Raw genomic sequence first — 18,173 nt, 5'->3', positions numbered from 1 at the left:
GTAGAATACGCACTTTTTGAAGTGCACACGAAAATATCAGTAAGCATTCATACTCTGCGCTTACAATAATGACTCATCGCTGTACTTTCCCCTTTTAGACTTAATGACGACTGCGGCTACCTTTTATGACTACAAGCTCTCCCGAACAAAAACCTTCTATTAGCTACAAAGATGCCGGTGTCGATATCGACGCAGGTAATGCATTGGTTGACCGTATTAAAGGCGTGGCAAAGCGCACACGCCGCCCCGAAGTGATGGCAGGGTTAGGCGGCTTTGGCGCTTTATGCGAGTTGCCGGAAGGTTACAAAAAGCCCGTACTAGTATCCGGCACCGATGGCGTTGGCACAAAACTACGACTCGCAATGGATTTAGGCAAACATGACACGATCGGTATCGATTTAGTGGCCATGTGCGTCAATGATTTAATTGTGGCTGGTGCAGAGCCTTTGTTTTTCCTTGATTATTACGCGACCGGTAAACTGAACGTCGATGTAGCCGCTGATGTGGTTACCGGTATTGGCGAAGGTTGTCTACAATCAGGCTGCGCTTTAGTCGGCGGCGAAACCGCAGAAATGCCCGGCATGTATGAAGGTGAAGACTACGACCTTGCAGGATTCTGTGTTGGCGTTGTCGAAAAAGACGAAATTATTGACGGCTCAAACGTGGCCACCGGCAACACACTGATTGGCTTAGCCTCTAGCGGCCCACACTCTAACGGCTATTCTCTTATTCGTAAGATTTTAGAAGTCAATGACGTCAGCGCCAAAGATCAAGGCCTGGACATTGAACTCGACGGCACACCATTAAAAGAGGCATTAATGGCTCCCACCCGTATCTACGTTAAATCCTTACTTAACCTTATGAAGCATGTCCCCGTTAACGCACTATCGCACATTACCGGTGGCGGCTTACTAGAAAATTTACCTCGCGTATTACCCGAAAATAGCTGCGCCGTTATTGATAGTGCAAGCTGGGAAATTCCTGCCGTATTTCGTTGGCTACAACAAGCGGGTAATGTTGAACAAACAGAAATGTACCGCACACTCAACTGCGGTGTTGGCATGGTAATCTGCGTTGATGAAGCAAATACTGCACAGGCGCTTCAATTACTAGAAGAAGCCGGCGAAACGGCATGGGTCATTGGCCATATTGCACAAGCCAAAGCTGATAGTGAACAAGTGATTATCAAGTAGCGTCTTATGAACTCTACACCCTCGCCTAGCGATTCTCGCTCTTCATGTCGTGTCGTTGTCCTAATATCTGGCAGCGGCTCAAATTTGCAAAGCCTTATTGATGGCCAGCAGCAACAGCAGCTACCCATTACTATAGAAAGCGTGATTAGTAACAAACCCGATGCTTACGGCTTACAGCGTGCCGAGGCAGCGGGCATCAGCAATCACGTGATTAGTCATAAGGATTATGACGGTAGAGAATCATTTGATGAGGCACTCGCCAAGACCATTCACCAATATCAACCTGATCTTATTGTACTCGCTGGGTTTATGCGTATATTAACCGCGGATTTTGTACGGCAATTTCAGGGGCGCATGCTCAACATCCACCCGTCTTTACTGCCCAAGTATCAAGGCTTGCACACCCATCAACGCGCGCTAGAAGCGGACGATAAACAACACGGGGTGACCGTACATTTTGTTACTGAAGAGCTCGATGGCGGCCCACCGATTATCCAAGCCGTTGTTCCCGTACTCAATGATGACACTCCAGAAAGCCTTGCCAAACGTGTGCAAACGCAAGAACATATTATTTACCCAATGGCTGTCGATTGGTTTGCCACACAACGTTTACAACTCGATAAACAACAAGTATTACTCGATCAATCTGCTCTGCCCCCCCAAGGCTATCAAGTCCACTCATCAAAGACGTAAAGCGGGTAAAGCAAAACACACTTTAGGCTGACATTAACGGTAAATAGACATCAAGGAGAAGACAATGATGCATTCACTCTCATTAAAAAAATTACTGCGCAATGTTTTGTTTAGCGCATTCTCGTTGAATGCTGCTGTGTTGCAAGCTGACACACCATTAACCGTCTTTACGGCAGACTATAAAGCCAATATAAAAGGCTTTTCAGTGAATGCAAAACGCGAACTCACAGTATTAGAAGGCGGCCAATACCAACTGACTTTTACCGCTGATTCTTGGGCGGCAAACATTGAAGAGCAATCCTTATTTGAATGGAAGAATGAAAGAATTAAACCCATAAACTATCGTTATTACCAGACAGCCTTTGGCAAAAAACGAGAACAAACATTAGATTTCTCCCACGCCACAGACGATACGAAAGCTAACACGCCAAATATCACCATTAACAGTAATAACGATGACGACATTTCACAGTTAGACGCTCCCGAAGACACACTAGATAAGCTAAGCTACCAATTACAACTACAATACGATATCGCCAAAAACGTTAACAATTTAGCCTACACTATCGCTGATAAAGGGCGCCTAAAAAGCTATCAATTTGAAATTTTAGAGAACGAGACCCTCGATACCGCACTCGGAAAAATAGACACCGTTAAAGTTAAGGTCATTCGAGAAAACCCCAACAAAACCACACTATTATGGTTTGCGCGTGATTGGCATTATTTACTCACGCGACTAGAGCAATTTAAAGGCGATAAAAAAACACTTACGATTGATATCAAACAAGCAACCGTTGATGGCAAAACCGTCATCGGTCACAGCTCATAACCCCCGCACAACATTCACAGGATTAATTATGCAAATCACTAAAGATTTAGTCGCTAGTATTCACTACACACTCAAAAATGCCGACGGCGAAGTTCTCGACACCTCAGAAAATCAAGAACCCATGCACTACTTACATGGCGCCAACAATATCGTCGCCGGTTTAGAGAAAGCACTCGACGGTAAAGCCAGCGGCGATAATTTATCCGTTATTGTACAACCCGCCGAAGGATACGGTGAATACAACCCAGAGCTTATCCAAGAACTTCCTAAAGATATGTTTACTGGCGTAGACACTATCGAGGTTGGCATGGAATTTCATGCACAAACGCCCGACGGCGGCATGCAAATTATCGAAGTAAAAAGTATTGATGGCGACATAGTCACCGTAGACGGCAACCACCCGATGGCTGGGCAATCATTACACTTTGATGTAGAAGTGACCGATGTGCGCAAAGCAACGGAGGAAGAATTAAAACAAGGCCAAGTTCACAGCAAAAGTGATTGCTGCGCAACCGGTGAATGCAAAAGCTAACTATCGAAAATAGGCTACCAATGGGGGCGAGTCTTTCATACTTACTCACCCTCATTATTCTTATGACTAAACAGCCATTACAGAAATAACAGACGAAAAAAAACCAGCTATAAGCTGGTTTTTTTTCGAATTTGGAGCGGGAAACGAGGCTCGAACTCGCGACCCCAACCTTGGCAAGGTTGTGCTCTACCACTGAGCTATTCCCGCTTTGTTCTCGATTACACTAGATAAGCGTAAAGGAAAAATGGCGTCCCCTAGGGGGTTCGAACCCCTGTTACCGCCGTGAAAGGGCGGTGTCCTAGGCCACTAGACGAAGGGGACTTAGGACTTCTTCAACTGGTGTGTCATCAGAAGAGGTGCGCATTCTATGGATCGCAGAGCCAACTGTCAACACTTTATGTGAAAAAAATTACATACAGAAACAACCACTTAAAGATATTACCTTCGGGTCTTGAAATAGCGTCTATACTCAAATATATGGCGCCTTGTCACACATAAGGTTGGTAGCAGCACTGCCAGAGGTGAGACGGCTGCTTTTTATCCAATAAGCATACTGAATAACCATTGAGCGCGACTTATGACCCAGATTTATATCACTATCGGCATTGTTGTAATTGTTGCTGCGCTTGTTTGCTATATTTTTGTTAAGCAAACGATTGGCGAACGCAAACTTGAGCGTGAACGCCTGCAACGTGCTTTAGATAAACGTGCAAAAGACTTGCTACAAGCATTAAGTGTATTTCCAGAAAACTTTTTACCCAAAGAGCTCACCGTTTTTTTGTACCGCTGTATTATTGATGCCTACGAACAACTCACCAAGCTCGCCCCTTCCGAAACACGCTATATCGAAGCATTGAAAATTCACACAGTTCAACTGGAAGCCTCTATACGTAAACCGGACACTCACCAAACACAAGACCTACAAGCAGCCAGCCAAATCGCCGAGTTTAAGCAATATCTCAACCTGATAGGACAGTTTTTACAGAAATCTATGCAGCGCGGACAAATCACGCAAAAACAGCACGCACATTATCGCTCGTTGCTAAAAGAGCTGGTCGTCATGCTGACGGTCAATGGCCACACATTATCAGCTCAACAAGCTATAGAGTCACAGAAAGCCAAGCTCGCAGTACACTATTATGATCTGGCGAAAAAATTACTAACCAAAGAAACTCCCGCTGGCTTTAGCGAAAAAATTCAACAAATTAATGCTCGGATAGAACCACTACAGTTGCAAGTAGACTCGGAAGAGCAACAAGCCCAGGAACAGAATAAAAATCCGCATACAGAAGCACAAACAGGTCAAGAGGAAGATAAAAGCCAATGGGATGCGTTCGAAGAAGATGCGGGCTGGAAAAAGAAAAACGTTTACGATTAACCGTTTTTATTAATACACATAACGATTATTGTACAACTGTCGTTTGATGGTTTATTACCTTCAGGAAAGCCTGAATTCGCTGGGCATTCACACCGAAATCACTTTGGCCTATTCTAGACGCAGACCGAATGTCAATCTGGCTCCCCTCATTAATAGCACGAACCCTAACGACAATATCGTCTACAAAACCCAATAAAGCGGTTTTATCGTAAGCCTCTATCAACAGGTCTCCATGATCATTAAGCATACCTACCTTCTCCTCTAACGGATGGTGTAACTGCCAGCCAAGATCGCTCACGGCATTAATCACAATAGGCATGAGTTTTTCAGGCGGCAAAGCCACTATGAGCGGTTTAACTTCAGGATACGCTGTGCGCTGCTGAGATATATTTTTATTCGCATACACCACACTATTATGTGACGGATGACGGTTACTTTCTGCCAGCGTTAATGGCGGAGGCTGGTTCATATCGGTAGTAATATCATGAATAGAGGGCACCCGTTGTGATGACACGATAAGGCTAACCCACAACACAATAGGTATAAATGCCACAACACAAGAAACCACGGGAAGTATTGAACTATCTACGCGTATAGCACCCAAAAGCGTTGAATATAGATTGGAAGAATTGCCATACCATAAGCCAGCCACAATGACATAAATGCCTAACAGCAACCATAAAAAAAGTGTGAGCCCCAAACCCAATAACGGCCAGCGTGGATCACCTACTTCTGATCGATTCCACAAAACACAGGCTATCAGCAGTGCCACGCACCCACCCTGCCATAGTAAGCTATTCATGGGCGTCTGTATTTTTCGATTTATCTAAAGATAGAGAGGCGGAGTTAATACAATAACGTAGGCCTGTTGGCTGCGGCCCATCGGGAAATACATGCCCTAAGTGACTACCACAATGCTGACACACCACTTCAGTACGTGTCATGCCATGGCTATGATCGACAATTTCTTTAACGTTATCGTTAATAACGGGTTGATAGAAGCTAGGCCAGCCGGATCCAGAATCGTATTTAGTGGCCGAATCAAATAATGGCTTACCACAGCATTTACACATGTATTCGCCTACCGCCTTTTCATCCCAATAGCAGCCACTAAACGCTGGCTCTGTGCCTTTTTCTCGACAAATACGATATTCTTCAGCAGTAAGCTTTTCTTTCCAATTATTTTCTTGATCTGACATAATCTCTAATCCCAGTTGATCGCAGGTTTTTCATCATTGATGAATCATATCGCTGGCTTTTGCTCTACACTATAAGTCACTGTTTATAAGTTACTATTTGTACGAGCAGCATGTCCATCGCGATGAATAAACATTAACACATTGTCATTACATGCTAGTACGAAAAAGACTGATCATAACCATGACCCCAGTCAAACATGGCACAAGCCATTAATCATCAAACACTATTTACACACACTATCGATAAACACTGACCTACTATGAGCACTATTAAAAAGTCACAAAAACTCGCGGACGTTTGTTATGACATCAGAGGACCTATCCTCAAGCAAGCGAATCGTTTAGAAGAAGAGGGGCAGCGTATCCTCAAATTAAATATTGGTAATCCTGCATCTTTTGGTTTTGATGCTCCTGACGAAATTATTCGCGACGTGATTGCCAATATACGTGATGCTCAAGGTTACACCGATTCTAAAGGGCTATTTGCGGCTCGCAAAGCGATTATGCATGAGTGCCAACACTTAGAAATACCTAATATAGAAGTGAACGATATTTATTTGGGTAATGGCGTGAGCGAACTGATTGTGATGTCAATGCAGGCCTTACTCAACCAAGGAGACGAGGTGCTTATACCTGCACCAGACTATCCACTATGGACCGCTGCCGTTAATCTTGGTGGCGGAAGCCCTGTTCACTACACCTGTGATGAAGGCGCTGATTGGTTTCCAGACATTGATGATATAAAGCGTAAAATCACCCCCAATACACGTGGCATTGTGGTGATCAATCCAAACAATCCTACCGGCGCTGTCTACAGTCAATCATTGCTCGAAGAAATCGTCGAGCTTGCGCGTCAACACAATTTAATTATTTTTGCCGATGAGATTTATAGCAAGATTTTGTATGACGACGCCCAATTCATCCCTATGGCTCGCCTCGCTCAAGACGTTTTATGTATTAGCTTTAATGGTTTGTCAAAATCTTACCGTCTAGCCGGTTTTCGTTCAGGCTGGATGATTATTAGCGGCAATAAAGCCAATGCTAAAGATTATATTGCCGGTATTGATATGCTGGCATCTATGCGTTTATGCGCTAACGCAACCGCTATGCTCGGCGTACAAACAGCACTGGGTGGCTATCAAAGTATTGATGAATTAATTTTACCCGGAGGGCGCTTACGCGAACAAAGAGATATTGCTTACCAAATGGTCAATGATATTCCTGGACTCTCTTGCGTAAAACCAAAAGGGGCACTCTATTTATTTCCTAAAGTGGATATAAAGCAGTTTTCTATTCAGAATGATATGCAATGGGTATTAGATTTTTTAATTAAGCACAAAGTACTTTTAGTGCAAGGAACTGCATTTAATTGGAAAGCACCAGACCATTTTAGAATTGTATTTTTACCGCGTAAGGATGAGTTAGAAATGGCAATGACAGGACTCAAACAGTTTTTTTCAGATTACACTCAATAATTCATCGAGCTTACGAAGGGCTGGCCGCTAGTTTATGTTCAGCCCCACGTAACATCGAGGCAATCAACTCTTGTACATTAAACTTTGTCAGCGCTTCGTTAGCACCGACCTGCTTTGCTTGGCTCACACTAATATGGCTAGACAAAGAAGAATGCAATACGATATAAGCGCCTGCTAATGCAGGCTTATCACGAATTTCAAACGCGAGTTCATAACCATCTAAGCCCGGCATTTCAATATCACTCACCAGCAAATCAATAGGTGTGCTTTTATCAGCTTCGGCATTCATGATGGCCAATGCATCATGGCCATTCTCGGTGACTTGAAAAGGCACATTCATGTGGCTTAACGCATCAGTTAATTGCTTTCGAGCGACGATAGAATCATCAACCAATAGTATATTGAGTGGCTTTAGTTGTTCGCGCTGAATATCGGTGAGCACCGCGTGCTGTTCGCTATTGTCTTCAGGGAATACATTAGACATTACGTATTCTAAATCCACCATTTGAACCAGCTCTTCATCAACACGACAGATACCGGTAATGAAGGCGTTATTACCCAGCGCCTTGGGGGGGCTTTTAATTTCTCGCCAATTGCACTCCATAATCCGCTCAATAGAGCGCACCAAAAAGCCCACCGTTTTTCGCTGGCAATCCGTCACAATAATTACCGAGGTCTTACGTTGTTCGGGAGTAACAGGTGAATACCCTACGGCGGCAGCGAGATCAAGCACAGGGATGGTTTTACCTCGCATATTAACAGCACCAATAACAGTAGAATGAGCATTGGGCAATCCGTACATCGGCTTATACGGGATAATTTCTCTGATTTTTAGCGTGCCCAGCGCAAAGCATTGCTTCTCTGTAATATTGAACACCAATACACCTTGCGCATAATTGGCTTTTTCACTTACTGTAGCCATAGCCTGTCACACCTTGCAACCGTCGATTTAATAACTATCTGATGGCTATAAGTGTAGTTGATAAGGTAAAAATTGCTGGAACTAGACACATCGAGAAATACGCAGAAAATTATTAACGCTAGGTTAACATTAACCAAATACCTACCCCAACCATCAGAGTGCCCGCCAAGCGATTGATGACTTTAACGTTGCTGCGGTTTTTAAGTAGCATACTCAACGACTTACCACCGCTGGCATAGATGATTAAGCAGGTAAACTCCAGCAGTAAAATCAACGCGACGAGAAGTGGCAACTGAGTCACCATAGTATGCTCAGGGGAGATAAAAGGTGGAAGTAAAGCAATAAAGAACGCCCAGCCTTTAGGGTTGGCAATAGCGGTTACAAAGCCCTGCCAAGCTAATTCGCGACGGCTCATCGTTTGCGATAGTGATTCTGTGTCAGATAACGCCAGCTTGCCTTTCGAGCGCCATAAACAATACCCTAGGTACATCAGGTATATACCGCCAACTACTTTACCGACCAAAAACGCCGATGGGTAACGTAACATAACCGTGGCGATACCCAATACCGCCGATGTGGCCACTAAGCCGACACCCAGCAGCTCCCCACACATCATCCACAACGCCCTGCGCACACCTACCGTCATGCCCAGTGACATAGACAACGTCATGCACATGCCCGGCGTAATCGATACAAAAAAGAAGGTAGGAATAAAAGCAGTCAATAATGCCCAATTTAACATTTTCGGTCTCTACACAATGTACTACATATGAGTATTATTGATGGGTAACGACTAAATAACCGACGAGTTCAACATCGCCATTATTAATAATGGCATGTTCTAAATCAGCACGGTAGTGCGCAGAATCACCCGTCCCAAGTACGCAGTCACTATTACTCGATTCTATTCTGGCAGCGCCCTGCGTCACGGTAAACAGCTCCTTAGCGCCATCGAAATGCCCCGCACTTTTTAACTGTGCTTTAGGCGCGATTCTAAGCTCGTAAAACTCAACGTTCTTCTCCATATGTAATGGCGATAATGTACGTATTTGGCATTCCTCATCCGAACGAAATAAATTACTAGGGTCTTCACCATGCACTATATCGATAATGGGGTTGCTACCCGGCTGCTCAATGAGTTCACCGATGCTCATCCCAAAAGCTTGAGCAATTCTAAATGTTACCGCTAAGGTAGGGTTCGCTTGCCCTCTTTCAATCTGGCTTAACATTGAACGACTTACACCCGACATTGATGCCAATTGTATTAACGTGAGCTTATTCTTCTTGCGTAATTCCGTCACTCGCTGACATAAAACCTGCCCAGCGTAATCCTGTTCTTCATCAATATTCATCAATAACTCTACCCTAATCGTTGTCTCGCACGCGACAAATTCCCAAATAAGAGAATTAATTCTTGCATACAGGAATCAACATGTTCTAACATAGTGGAAATATTCCTCTATAGTAAACATTAAGTAACAAAAACCCAAGGTATTTATGATGAAAGCACTGGTAAAAAAAGAAGCAAGCACCGGGTTATGGCTCGAAGATGTGCCTGTTCCTGAATATGGTATTAATGACGTACTCATACGCGTATTAAGAACAGCGATTTGCGGCACCGACATGCATATTTATAACTGGGACGAATGGGCGCAGAAAACCATACCCGTACCTATGACGGTAGGCCACGAGTTCGTCGGTGAAATTGTTGAAGTCGGTTCTAACGTCAATGACTTTAAAGCGGGACAAATCGTTTCAGGGGAAGGTCATGTCGTCTGTGGTCGCTGCCGTAATTGTCTCGCGGGCCGACGCCATTTATGCGCACACACCTCCGGTATTGGCGTTGATCGCCCCGGAGCCTTTGCCGAATATGTGGTACTACCCATGTCTAATGTATGGGAACACCGAGCAGGTATCGACCTCGATATTGCCGCACTCTTCGACCCTCTCGGCAATGCGGTACACACCGCTCTTCAGTACGACCTATTAGGTGAAGACGTGTTAATTACTGGCGCAGGCCCCATTGGCGCAATGGCAGCAGCGGTTTGCCGACACGCAGGCGCACGCCACGTCGTCGTCACCGACATCAACCCCAAACGATTAGAAAAAGCACGAGAGCTTGGTGCAACGCATACCGTTGATGTGCGTACCGAAACCATCGCCAACGCACAAAAAGAATTGGGGATGTCTGAAGGCTTTGATGTCGGTTTGGAAATGTCTGGCAACCCCACCGCATTCAGAGACTTGCTCACTAACATGTGTCATGGCGGTAAAGTGTCTATTTTAGGCATCCCAGGTAATGATGTCGCAATTGATTGGAATACCGTCATTTTTAATATGCTCACACTTAAAGGCATCTATGGCCGAGAGATGTATGAAACATGGTACAAAATGTCTGTCATGGTGGAGTCGGGATTACCGATTGACCCTGTGATTACACACCGGCTCGATTACAGTGAATTTCAACAAGGCTTTGATGCAATGAATGCCGGCGATGCGAGCAAAGTCATTTTAACGTGGGCATCACTGTAAACAGTCATCCCACTTTATGCACCAGAAAAGAGAAAATAACATCGGAGAATAGTATGTACGGGCAACTAAAAGAACATTTACGCCAAGAATTAAACGACATAAAAGAAGCAGGGCTGTATAAGCACGAACGCACCATTACCACGCCACAAGGGTCTAGCGTTGGTGTTAATGACGGACAACAAGTCATTAATCTATGCGCCAATAATTACTTAGGGCTTGCACAGCACCCCGAGATTAACCAAGCGGCAAAAGAGACTTTAGCCGGTTGGGGTTATGGTATGGCATCGGTACGCTTTATTTGTGGTACACAAACGATACATAAACAACTAGAAAATGCGCTGACACAATTTTTAGGAATGGAAGATACTATTCTGTACCCTTCTTGCTTTGACGCAAATGCAGGATTATTTGAAACATTACTGACGGGCCAAGATGCCATCATTTCGGATGAACTCAATCATGCCAGTATTATTGATGGTGTACGCTTATGTAAAGCCAAGCGCTACCGCTATCGCAATAACAATATGGCCGACTTAGAAGCACAATTACAAGCCGCCGATGATAACGGCGCGCGCTTTAAATTAATTACCACCGATGGTGTCTTTTCGATGGATGGGTATATTGCCAAACTCGACGAGATTTGTGATCTAGCCGACAAATACAATGCTTTAGTGCATTTTGATGACTGCCATGCAACTGGATTTATTGGTGAAGGCGGTCGCGGCACACACGAATTTAAAAACTGTATGGATCGTGTCGACATCACCACCGGTACACTCGGCAAAGCGCTAGGGGGTGGTAGCGGCGGCTACACTAGCGCTAAAAAAGAAATTGTTGAATTATTACGTCAGCGGTCGCGTCCGTACTTATTTTCTAACACCGTGGCTCCCCCTGTTGTTGGCGGCGCGCTTAAAGCGATCGAACTCGCGTCGCAATCCAACACGTTACGCGAACAACTCCGTAGCAATACCGAGCGTTTTCGCAAAGGGCTCACCGAACTCGGTTTTGATCTTTTAGAGGGCGAACACGCTATTGTGCCGGTGATGCTATACGACGCAGAAATCGCGGCCAACTTTGCTAAAGCCATGCTCGAAGAAGGCGTTTACGTAGTAGCATTTTCCTACCCAGTGGTGCCTAAAGGTAAAGCCAGAATTCGCACGCAAATGTCGGCCGCGCTCACCCACGATGAAATTGATTTTGCGGTTAATGCCTTTGGTAAAGTGAAACAAAAGATGGGGCTATAACGATCAATTATAAAAATTAATAACTGTTTAGCAACACTGCTGTTCCGTTAACTTTTCAATAGCGGAATTCCAGCCATTAGGCAAAGCCATCATCCGCATGGACGCGGGTGTTGAGCCTACATGGACGTATTCACGGCGTGCTTTGAATAATGGTTGGAAATCCATGCCTCCACGTTGGCTAAGATAATTGGGAGTCTTGGATACTGCGGCTGCATAGTGACCAAACATAACTTAATGGGACAGCAGTGGTTTAGCAATTAAGTAATGATGATAACCGTATGGCCTATCATCATTACTTGTCGATAGCGTTCAAGCCATAAGTTTCAAATTTTTCAACAACTCTCTCCATCTCTATATCGGACAGAATATCGGGTTCATTAATTGCCAATGCAATGAGATACTGCTGCGCTAAGGTTTCTACTTCGCTCGCCAATGCAAATGCACGCGCCAAATCGACACCGGTTGCAATCACACCATGATGCGCAAGCAAACACGCTTTTCTATCGACAAGTGCAAGCAAGGCAGCATCAGACAAAGCCTGTGTGCCATAAGTCGCGTAAGGCGCACACCGTATATTATTACCACCGGCCATCGCGACCATATAATGGAAAGCAGGCATATCCTTTTCTAAACATGCTAGGGCGGTCGCGTAAACAGAATGGGTATGTACAATAGCATTAACATCACTACGCTGATTATAAATGTCACAATGAAATCGCCATTCGCTTGAGGGAATCTTGCCTTCTATGACATCGCCACCAAGATTCATCAATACAATATCATCGATGGTTAATTGTGTAGAAGGTATACCCGATGGCGTAATTAAAAAGCCTTGTGTTGTACGTATAGATACATTACCTGACGTCCCTTGATTAATACCACTGGTATTAAGTGCAATCGCCGTCGCTATAATTTCTTGTTTATTGTTCTTCATTTTTATTGTTTTTTTAATGTGAATATAAATTTTTTACTCTGCTTTTTCAGGAAATAAAGCACGTAGCGACTGTTCTAAACCACCCACCCCATTATTATTTTCCTTACGATGGTACGCAACACCACGCTCGGTAATTAAACCCGTAATGAGTCGTGCTGGCGTTACGTCAAAACCATAGTTCGCTGCAGAACTATGTTTAGGCGCTACCAACATCTCTTGCATACGACCGTTCTCATCACATCCTGTCATATGAGTGACTTCTTGCGAACTACGCTCTTCGATAGGGATACCGTTAACACCATCGGCTATATTCCAGTCAATGGTCGGACTAGGTAAGGCAACATAAAAAGGAATATGATTATCAAAAGCGGCTAGTGCTTTTAAGTAAGTCCCTATTTTATTACAGACATCACCAGTACGTGTTGTACGATCAGTGCCGACAATACACATATCGACGTGACCATGCTGCATAAGATGGCCACCTGCATTATCTACAATGAGAGTGTGCGGTATACCGTGCTGGCCTAACTCCCACGCCGTTAAGTTAAACCCTTGATTACGAGGACGCGTTTCATCTACCCATACATGTACTGGAATACCCGCATTATGTGCCTTATAAATCGGCGAAAGCGCTGTACCCCAATCCACTGTTGCTAGCCAACCCGCATTGCAGTGAGTAAGAATATTCACTGTTGCATCGTTAGCTTTTTGCTGCCACAAAGAAGCAATCAATTCACAACCATGATCACCAATCGATGAACACATAGCGACATCCTCGTCACACAACTTGGCGGCAGTTTGATACGCCAACGCCATGCGCTGACTCTCTGGCACGTTTAATAGCGTTGATTTCATACAATCTAACGCCCAACATAGATTAACCGCTGTGGGGCGTGTTTGCTGTAAAGTGTAGTAAGCATGCTCAATAGAAGCCTCTGAACTATCGGCTCTCATAGCCAATGCCATACCGTAAGCTGCCGCCGCGCCTATTAGCGGTGCGCCACGCACTTGCATATCACTAATAGCTGTTGCAATTTCTGCTAGAGAAGACAAATTAAGCAACTGAAATTGATGAGGCAGCACCGTTTGATCAATAATAGTCACCCGCCAACCATCGTCAGCAAGAAAAATCGTTCTAAGCGCTTCGCCTTTAACATTCATACTTGATTACTTTTTAATTTAAGCAATGAAAAACCCATCACAATAAATAAACCTCCAGTAACACGATGAAACCATTGAACAAAAGCAGGTTTTTTGAAAAAAACACGAGCTGACTTAGAAATATAACCATAACTGCATAGCACAAAAAAAGACAACACCATAAAAATGCTCGTCAGTACGAAAAACTGTGGTGCTACCGCTTGATTGATCTGTAAAAACTGAGGAAATAATGCAATAAAAAATAGGATAGGTTTAGGATTGGTCACTGCCAAAATAAAACTTTCAAAAAAGTAAGCGGTTATTTTTTTATCTTCAACCGTCTCATCATCCACTTTTATCATCGCTGCGCGGCTAGCAATAAAGAACTGCTTAATGCCTAAAAAAACAAGATAAATCGCACCAACAATTTTAATAAATAGAAACAAATAAGAAGAGTTTAATAAGACTGCACCCAATCCTACAATAGATATTGCTGACAAGCAGAACAAACCTAAAATATTCGCCAAAGAAGAAATCGCAACTACTTTCATGTTATGGCTTATACCATTTGACATCGCTAAAAAAACAGCAGGCCCCGGACTTAATATATAGAAAAAAGAGACTACGGTATAAATTAATAGTGTATCTACTGACATAATTTCTTCCTATCTATTTTCTTTTTATTCGTTAGCCACCATACCTGCGAAGGCATGCATCTCTTTTGGATAAACAAAAAGCGCTTTCCAGAATGACGGCAAGTTTTTATCTTTATTTCGTAAAAGGACGAATACCCACTGCTTGTCTTAAATTTGCGAGTAGCGGTTGTGAATAACGCCGCGCCTTTTCAGCCCCTTTTTGTAAAACGACTTCAATATGTTCCGGCTGTTCAAGTAAAGTATTATAACGCTCTCGTGCTTCACCCACTTCTTCGTTCACCAAATCAAATAAGCGTTTTTTTGCTTCGCCCCATGCAATACCATCGGCAAAGGCTTGACGCATTTCCGCAGTTTGCTCGGGTGTCGCAAAGGCTTCCCATAATTGAAAAACCGTTGACGTATCCGGGTCTTTTGCTTCCCCCGGCTCTAACAGATTAGTTTTTATTTTATTAATATGCTTCTTTAGCTTCTTTTCAGGTAAAAACAATGGAATCGTATTGTTATAGCTTTTGCTCATTTTACGACCATCTAAGCCTTGTAACACCGCCACATTATCGCCAACAACCGCTTGCGGTAAAGTAAAGTGCTCGCCAAAGTGATGATTAAAACGCGCTGCAATATCACGCGCCATTTCCACATGCTGAATTTGATCCTTTCCCACAGGCACACGGTCGGCATTAAACATCAACATGTCCGCCGCCATTAATACGGGATAGCTATACAAACCCATGGTGACGCCAAAATCAGGGTCTTCATTCGCTTCTTGATTAGCTTGTACCGCCGCTTTGTAGGCATGCGCACGATTCATTAAGCCCTTGGCAGCCATACATGTTAGCAACCAGCACAACTCAGGAATTTCTGGCACATCCGACTGACGATAAAAGATCGTGTTATCAGTATCTAAACCTAAGGCCAACCATGTCGCAGCAATCTCCATGCTGGATTGATGAATTTTTTCAGGCTCTTGGCTTTTAATGAGCGCATGAAAATCGGCTAAAAAATAAAACGATAAATTATCGGCTTGCTGGCTGGCTTGAATAGCAGGACGAATCGCGCCGACATAGTTGCCTAAGTGTGGTGTACCGGTTGTTGTGATACCTGTCAGCGTGCGTTGTTTATCGTGTGGCGGCAAAATTAACGAAGTGGATGACATAAAAAACCTTAATATAAATCAGACAATAAATAATTTTTTCTAGCAATAAATACGTACAACATTCAATAAATTATTGTTTAAAAAAAGACTGTAATACGCGAGACAAATCGAAGGCATCCTGCGTGCCTGCAAGCTCACGAATCGAGTGCATGGCGAAGGTAGGCACGCCAACATCAATCGTTTTGACACCGACTTCAGTCGATGTAATTGGGCCAATTGTACTACCACACCCCATATCACTACGTGTTACAAATACTTGGGGGGTTACATCATTCGCTTTACAGAGTTGTTTAAAAAAACTACTGGTTTCGCTATTCGTCGCGTAACGCTGATTATTATTCACTTTAATGACCACACCATGATTTAATAATGGGCCGTGATTTTCATCATGCTTATCAGCATAGTTGGGGTGAATACCATGCGCGTTATCAACAGAGATCATTAATGAATGATCAATTGCTCGTAGCCGATCTTCTGTATTGGGTATTAAACGCTGTAAACATTGCTCTAACATTGGCCCTTGAGCGCCGCAAGCAGATGCACTACCCACTTCTTCGTGATCAGTACAAATAAGTAGCGCAGGTTTATCGGTATCAGACTCGATCAATGCCTGTAAACCGGTATAGCAACTTAACAAATTATCTAAACGCGATGCCGCAATAAACTCATTCTGTAAACCAATAACCGCTGATGCCTGTGTATCGTAAAAACTCAACTCATAATCCATCACACTCGCAACATCAGACTCTCCTTGTAATTCAAGCTGTGCGTGTAACCAATCCACAAAATCGATACTGCCTTTATCAGATACTTGCATTAATATCGGTGGCAAATGTTTCTGTTTATTAATTTTAGCCCCTTCATTGGCTTCACGGTGTAGGTGAATCGCCAAGCTAGGGATAACAGCAATAGGATCAGAGAAGTTAACTAAAGCAGCGTGCAGTTGCTGCTGACTATCGAGATAATTAACACGTCCCGCTAAGGATAAGTCTCGATCAAACCATGTAGAAAGTAATACACCACCATAGGTTTCAACGCCTAATTGAAAATAGCCTTGTTTGTGCATCTCGGGGTTAGGTTTAACACGCAGGCAAGGGCTGTCGGTATGGGCGCCCATCATACGAATACCTTCGTTAACAAAAGCATCCGGCGCGTAAGTAAAGGCAATAATGGAAGAGTGATTGCGCGTCACAAAGTATTTTTTGCCCGCGACTAATGACCACTCTTCACCTTCTAGTAATTCGGTAAAACCAGCAGCCAACAACTGTAAGGCCATCGTTTGTGTTGCATGAAATGGCGTTGGCGAGGCATCGATAAAATCTAATAAGCCTTGATTAAATTTGTCCTGTCCTGATAACTCTTCTGTTGTGTTTGCTATATCAACCACAAAGTGACCTCTTATAAATGATTATTTTTAAAACCATGGTGCATTCTGAGCTAAATTACATTCATAGAACAGAGAAACAGGGTCATAGCGTACCTGAAAAACTCCACACCAATAAAAAAACACCTAATACTAGCCGATAAATAACAAATGGAATCATACCAATAGCATTAATACATTTAATAAAATAGTAAATACATATAAACGCGCTCACCGCAGAAACACCTGCGCCTATTGCCATATCTAGCCAATTTACGCTACTTTCGCTGAGTAGTTGCAAGCCTTTATAACCACCACTTAGCACGATAATAGGAATAGAGAGTAAAAAAGAAAATCGTGCGGCATCAGCACGACATAAACCGCAAAATAGTGCTGCGGTAATGGTAATTCCTGAGCGAGATGTTCCCGGAATCAGTGCCAACGCTTGCGCGCAGCCAATTATGAGTACCGTGCCTATCGTTAGCTGCAATAATGTTTTATTTTTAGCTATCGATGGACGGTCAGCCCAACCCAGCAATACACCAAAAATGATCGTAGTCAGTGCAATGATTAATGTCGTACGCAAGTGCGTTTCAATAATATCATCAAATAACAACCCCGCCAGTCCAGCGGGAATCGTGCCTAGAACGACAAACCACGCCAAACGACTATTTTCGCTATGCTGCTGTTGAAATGTACTGGCACACCACGCCCGAATTAAAGCCGCAATATCTTGACGAAAATAAACCATTACCGCCGTTAATGTACCTACATGCACGGCCACGTCAAAAGCTAAACCTTGCTCAGGCCATCCCAATAGGCCGCTCGGTAAAATTAAATGCCCTGAGCTCGAAATCGGTAAAAATTCTGTAATGCCTTGAATTAAAGCAAGGATGATAATGTGGAAAATATCCATAAATAATTGTCTAT

The 18,173-nt window shown here is 43.6% G+C and carries 19 protein-coding genes and 2 tRNA genes; 8 read left to right on the top strand and 13 right to left on the bottom strand.

The window, feature by feature from the left end; translation table 11 throughout:
* Window positions 1–125 precede the first annotated feature (125 nt).
* The 4 genes from purM to ACZ5O6_RS03280 all read left to right on the top strand — a co-directional run bounded on the left by purM (window position 126) and on the right by ACZ5O6_RS03280 (window position 3,247).
* Window positions 126–1,193, top strand: a complete 1,068-nt coding sequence (purM, locus tag ACZ5O6_RS03295) for a phosphoribosylformylglycinamidine cyclo-ligase (RefSeq protein ID WP_447091160.1) — start codon at window positions 126–128, stop codon at window positions 1,191–1,193.
* Window positions 1,194–1,199: 6 nt separating this feature from the next.
* Complete coding sequence (purN, locus tag ACZ5O6_RS03290; RefSeq protein ID WP_447091161.1) at window positions 1,200–1,886, top strand: phosphoribosylglycinamide formyltransferase; 687 nt, start codon at window positions 1,200–1,202, stop codon at window positions 1,884–1,886.
* Window positions 1,887–1,950: 64 nt separating this feature from the next.
* Entirely contained in the window at window positions 1,951–2,715 is a 765-nt protein-coding gene (locus ACZ5O6_RS03285; RefSeq protein ID WP_447091162.1) for a DUF3108 domain-containing protein, read from the top strand.
* 28 nt (window positions 2,716–2,743) lie between these two features.
* Entirely contained in the window at window positions 2,744–3,247 is a 504-nt protein-coding gene (locus ACZ5O6_RS03280) for an FKBP-type peptidyl-prolyl cis-trans isomerase (RefSeq protein ID WP_447091163.1), read from the top strand.
* Window positions 3,248–3,379: 132 nt separating this feature from the next.
* On the opposite strand, the gene ACZ5O6_RS03275 is transcribed toward ACZ5O6_RS03280, so the two are convergent.
* Both ACZ5O6_RS03275 and ACZ5O6_RS03270 read right to left on the bottom strand, forming a co-directional pair.
* Window positions 3,380–3,454: transfer RNA gene (locus tag ACZ5O6_RS03275), tRNA-Gly, on the bottom strand.
* Window positions 3,455–3,492: 38 nt separating this feature from the next.
* Window positions 3,493–3,568, bottom strand: a tRNA-Glu gene (locus ACZ5O6_RS03270).
* Between the two features lie 256 nt (window positions 3,569–3,824).
* Here ACZ5O6_RS03270 and ACZ5O6_RS03265 point away from each other — a divergent pair.
* Entirely contained in the window at window positions 3,825–4,625 is an 801-nt protein-coding gene (locus tag ACZ5O6_RS03265) for a hypothetical protein (protein WP_447091164.1), read from the top strand.
* 25 nt (window positions 4,626–4,650) lie between these two features.
* On the opposite strand, the gene ACZ5O6_RS03260 is transcribed toward ACZ5O6_RS03265, so the two are convergent.
* Complete coding sequence (locus ACZ5O6_RS03260; RefSeq protein ID WP_447091165.1) at window positions 4,651–5,427, bottom strand: DUF1499 domain-containing protein; 777 nt, start codon at window positions 5,425–5,427, stop codon at window positions 4,651–4,653.
* Entirely contained in the window at window positions 5,420–5,824 is a 405-nt protein-coding gene (gene msrB / locus ACZ5O6_RS03255; RefSeq protein WP_447091166.1) for a peptide-methionine (R)-S-oxide reductase MsrB, read from the bottom strand. The genes ACZ5O6_RS03260 and msrB overlap by 8 nt, the downstream gene beginning before the upstream one ends.
* 260 nt (window positions 5,825–6,084) lie before the next feature.
* On the opposite strand from msrB, the gene ACZ5O6_RS03250 reads away from it, so the two are divergent.
* Window positions 6,085–7,299, top strand: a complete 1,215-nt coding sequence (locus ACZ5O6_RS03250) for a pyridoxal phosphate-dependent aminotransferase (RefSeq protein WP_447091167.1) — start codon at window positions 6,085–6,087, stop codon at window positions 7,297–7,299.
* 10 nt (window positions 7,300–7,309) lie between these two features.
* Here the strand turns inward: ACZ5O6_RS03250 and ACZ5O6_RS03245 are convergent, their stop codons facing one another.
* The 3 genes from ACZ5O6_RS03245 to ACZ5O6_RS03235 all read right to left on the bottom strand — a co-directional run bounded on the left by ACZ5O6_RS03245 (window position 7,310) and on the right by ACZ5O6_RS03235 (window position 9,573).
* Window positions 7,310–8,221 (bottom strand): chemotaxis protein, encoded by a 912-nt coding sequence (locus ACZ5O6_RS03245; RefSeq protein WP_447091168.1) that lies wholly within the window; start codon window positions 8,219–8,221, stop codon window positions 7,310–7,312.
* A gap of 118 nt (window positions 8,222–8,339) precedes the next feature.
* Window positions 8,340–8,963, bottom strand: a complete 624-nt coding sequence (locus tag ACZ5O6_RS03240) for a LysE family translocator (RefSeq protein ID WP_447091169.1) — start codon at window positions 8,961–8,963, stop codon at window positions 8,340–8,342.
* Window positions 8,964–8,997: 34 nt separating this feature from the next.
* A complete protein-coding gene (locus tag ACZ5O6_RS03235; protein WP_447091170.1) occupies window positions 8,998–9,573 on the bottom strand; it encodes a helix-turn-helix domain-containing protein in 576 nt (191 codons plus the stop codon).
* Between the two features lie 148 nt (window positions 9,574–9,721).
* Between ACZ5O6_RS03235 and tdh the strand changes: the two genes are divergently transcribed.
* The gene (gene tdh, locus ACZ5O6_RS03230; protein WP_447091228.1) at window positions 9,722–10,753 is read left to right on the top strand and encodes an L-threonine 3-dehydrogenase; all 1,032 of its coding nucleotides are present in this window, start codon (window positions 9,722–9,724) and stop codon (window positions 10,751–10,753) included.
* A gap of 53 nt (window positions 10,754–10,806) precedes the next feature.
* Window positions 10,807–11,997, top strand: a complete 1,191-nt coding sequence (locus ACZ5O6_RS03225) for a glycine C-acetyltransferase (protein WP_447091171.1) — start codon at window positions 10,807–10,809, stop codon at window positions 11,995–11,997.
* Between the two features lie 292 nt (window positions 11,998–12,289).
* On the opposite strand, the gene ACZ5O6_RS03220 is transcribed toward ACZ5O6_RS03225, so the two are convergent.
* The 6 genes from ACZ5O6_RS03220 to ACZ5O6_RS03195 form a co-directional block, all read right to left on the bottom strand.
* On the bottom strand, window positions 12,290–12,931 hold the full coding sequence (locus ACZ5O6_RS03220; RefSeq protein ID WP_447091172.1) for a class II aldolase/adducin family protein: 642 nt from the start codon (window positions 12,929–12,931) through the stop codon (window positions 12,290–12,292).
* Window positions 12,932–12,964: 33 nt separating this feature from the next.
* Window positions 12,965–14,092: an S-methyl-5-thioribose-1-phosphate isomerase gene (gene mtnA, locus ACZ5O6_RS03215; protein WP_447091173.1), complete on the bottom strand. Its 1,128-nt coding sequence runs from the start codon at window positions 14,090–14,092 to the stop codon at window positions 12,965–12,967.
* Entirely contained in the window at window positions 14,089–14,727 is a 639-nt protein-coding gene (locus tag ACZ5O6_RS03210; RefSeq protein WP_447091174.1) for a LysE family translocator, read from the bottom strand. Before ACZ5O6_RS03210 ends, mtnA begins: the two co-directional genes overlap by 4 nt.
* A gap of 112 nt (window positions 14,728–14,839) precedes the next feature.
* Window positions 14,840–15,880, bottom strand: coding sequence for a tryptophan--tRNA ligase (locus ACZ5O6_RS03205; protein WP_447091175.1), 1,041 nt, complete (start codon window positions 15,878–15,880; stop codon window positions 14,840–14,842).
* A gap of 70 nt (window positions 15,881–15,950) precedes the next feature.
* On the bottom strand, window positions 15,951–17,267 hold the full coding sequence (locus ACZ5O6_RS03200; protein ID WP_447091176.1) for a M18 family aminopeptidase: 1,317 nt from the start codon (window positions 17,265–17,267) through the stop codon (window positions 15,951–15,953).
* Window positions 17,268–17,349: 82 nt separating this feature from the next.
* Window positions 17,350–18,159 carry an undecaprenyl-diphosphate phosphatase gene (locus tag ACZ5O6_RS03195; RefSeq protein ID WP_447091177.1) on the bottom strand — a complete coding sequence of 270 codons (810 nt, stop codon included), beginning with the start codon at window positions 18,157–18,159 and terminating at the stop codon, window positions 17,350–17,352.
* Window positions 18,160–18,173 lie beyond the last annotated feature (14 nt).

The organism is Eionea flava, assembly GCF_055393785.1.
This window is presented reverse-complemented; position numbering and strand designations above follow the sequence as displayed.

Excerpts from the sequence above, each read along its gene's own strand:
- ACZ5O6_RS03250 (WP_447091167.1), top strand. The coding sequence starts at position 6,085 with ATGAGCACTATTAAAAAGTCACAAAAACTCGCGGACGTTTGTTATGAC.
- ACZ5O6_RS03285 (WP_447091162.1), top strand. The coding sequence starts at position 1,951 with ATGATGCATTCACTCTCATTAAAAAAATTACTGCGCAATGTTTTGTTT.
- ACZ5O6_RS03265 (WP_447091164.1), top strand. The coding sequence starts at position 3,825 with ATGACCCAGATTTATATCACTATCGGCATTGTTGTAATTGTTGCTGCG.
- ACZ5O6_RS03220 (WP_447091172.1), bottom strand. The coding sequence starts at position 12,931 with ATGAAGAACAATAAACAAGAAATTATAGCGACGGCGATTGCACTTAAT.
- ACZ5O6_RS03205 (WP_447091175.1), bottom strand. The coding sequence starts at position 15,880 with ATGTCATCCACTTCGTTAATTTTGCCGCCACACGATAAACAACGCACG.
- ACZ5O6_RS03235 (WP_447091170.1), bottom strand. The coding sequence starts at position 9,573 with ATGAATATTGATGAAGAACAGGATTACGCTGGGCAGGTTTTATGTCAG.
- ACZ5O6_RS03280 (WP_447091163.1), top strand. The coding sequence starts at position 2,744 with ATGCAAATCACTAAAGATTTAGTCGCTAGTATTCACTACACACTCAAA.
- ACZ5O6_RS03260 (WP_447091165.1), bottom strand. The coding sequence starts at position 5,427 with ATGAATAGCTTACTATGGCAGGGTGGGTGCGTGGCACTGCTGATAGCC.
- ACZ5O6_RS03225 (WP_447091171.1), top strand. The coding sequence starts at position 10,807 with ATGTACGGGCAACTAAAAGAACATTTACGCCAAGAATTAAACGACATA.
- ACZ5O6_RS03245 (WP_447091168.1), bottom strand. The coding sequence starts at position 8,221 with ATGGCTACAGTAAGTGAAAAAGCCAATTATGCGCAAGGTGTATTGGTG.
- purN (WP_447091161.1), top strand. The coding sequence starts at position 1,200 with ATGAACTCTACACCCTCGCCTAGCGATTCTCGCTCTTCATGTCGTGTC.
- mtnA (WP_447091173.1), bottom strand. The coding sequence starts at position 14,092 with ATGAATGTTAAAGGCGAAGCGCTTAGAACGATTTTTCTTGCTGACGAT.
- tdh (WP_447091228.1), top strand. The coding sequence starts at position 9,722 with ATGAAAGCACTGGTAAAAAAAGAAGCAAGCACCGGGTTATGGCTCGAA.
- ACZ5O6_RS03195 (WP_447091177.1), bottom strand. The coding sequence starts at position 18,159 with ATGGATATTTTCCACATTATCATCCTTGCTTTAATTCAAGGCATTACA.
- purM (WP_447091160.1), top strand. The coding sequence starts at position 126 with ATGACTACAAGCTCTCCCGAACAAAAACCTTCTATTAGCTACAAAGAT.
- msrB (WP_447091166.1), bottom strand. The coding sequence starts at position 5,824 with ATGTCAGATCAAGAAAATAATTGGAAAGAAAAGCTTACTGCTGAAGAA.
- ACZ5O6_RS03240 (WP_447091169.1), bottom strand. The coding sequence starts at position 8,963 with ATGTTAAATTGGGCATTATTGACTGCTTTTATTCCTACCTTCTTTTTT.
- ACZ5O6_RS03210 (WP_447091174.1), bottom strand. The coding sequence starts at position 14,727 with ATGTCAGTAGATACACTATTAATTTATACCGTAGTCTCTTTTTTCTAT.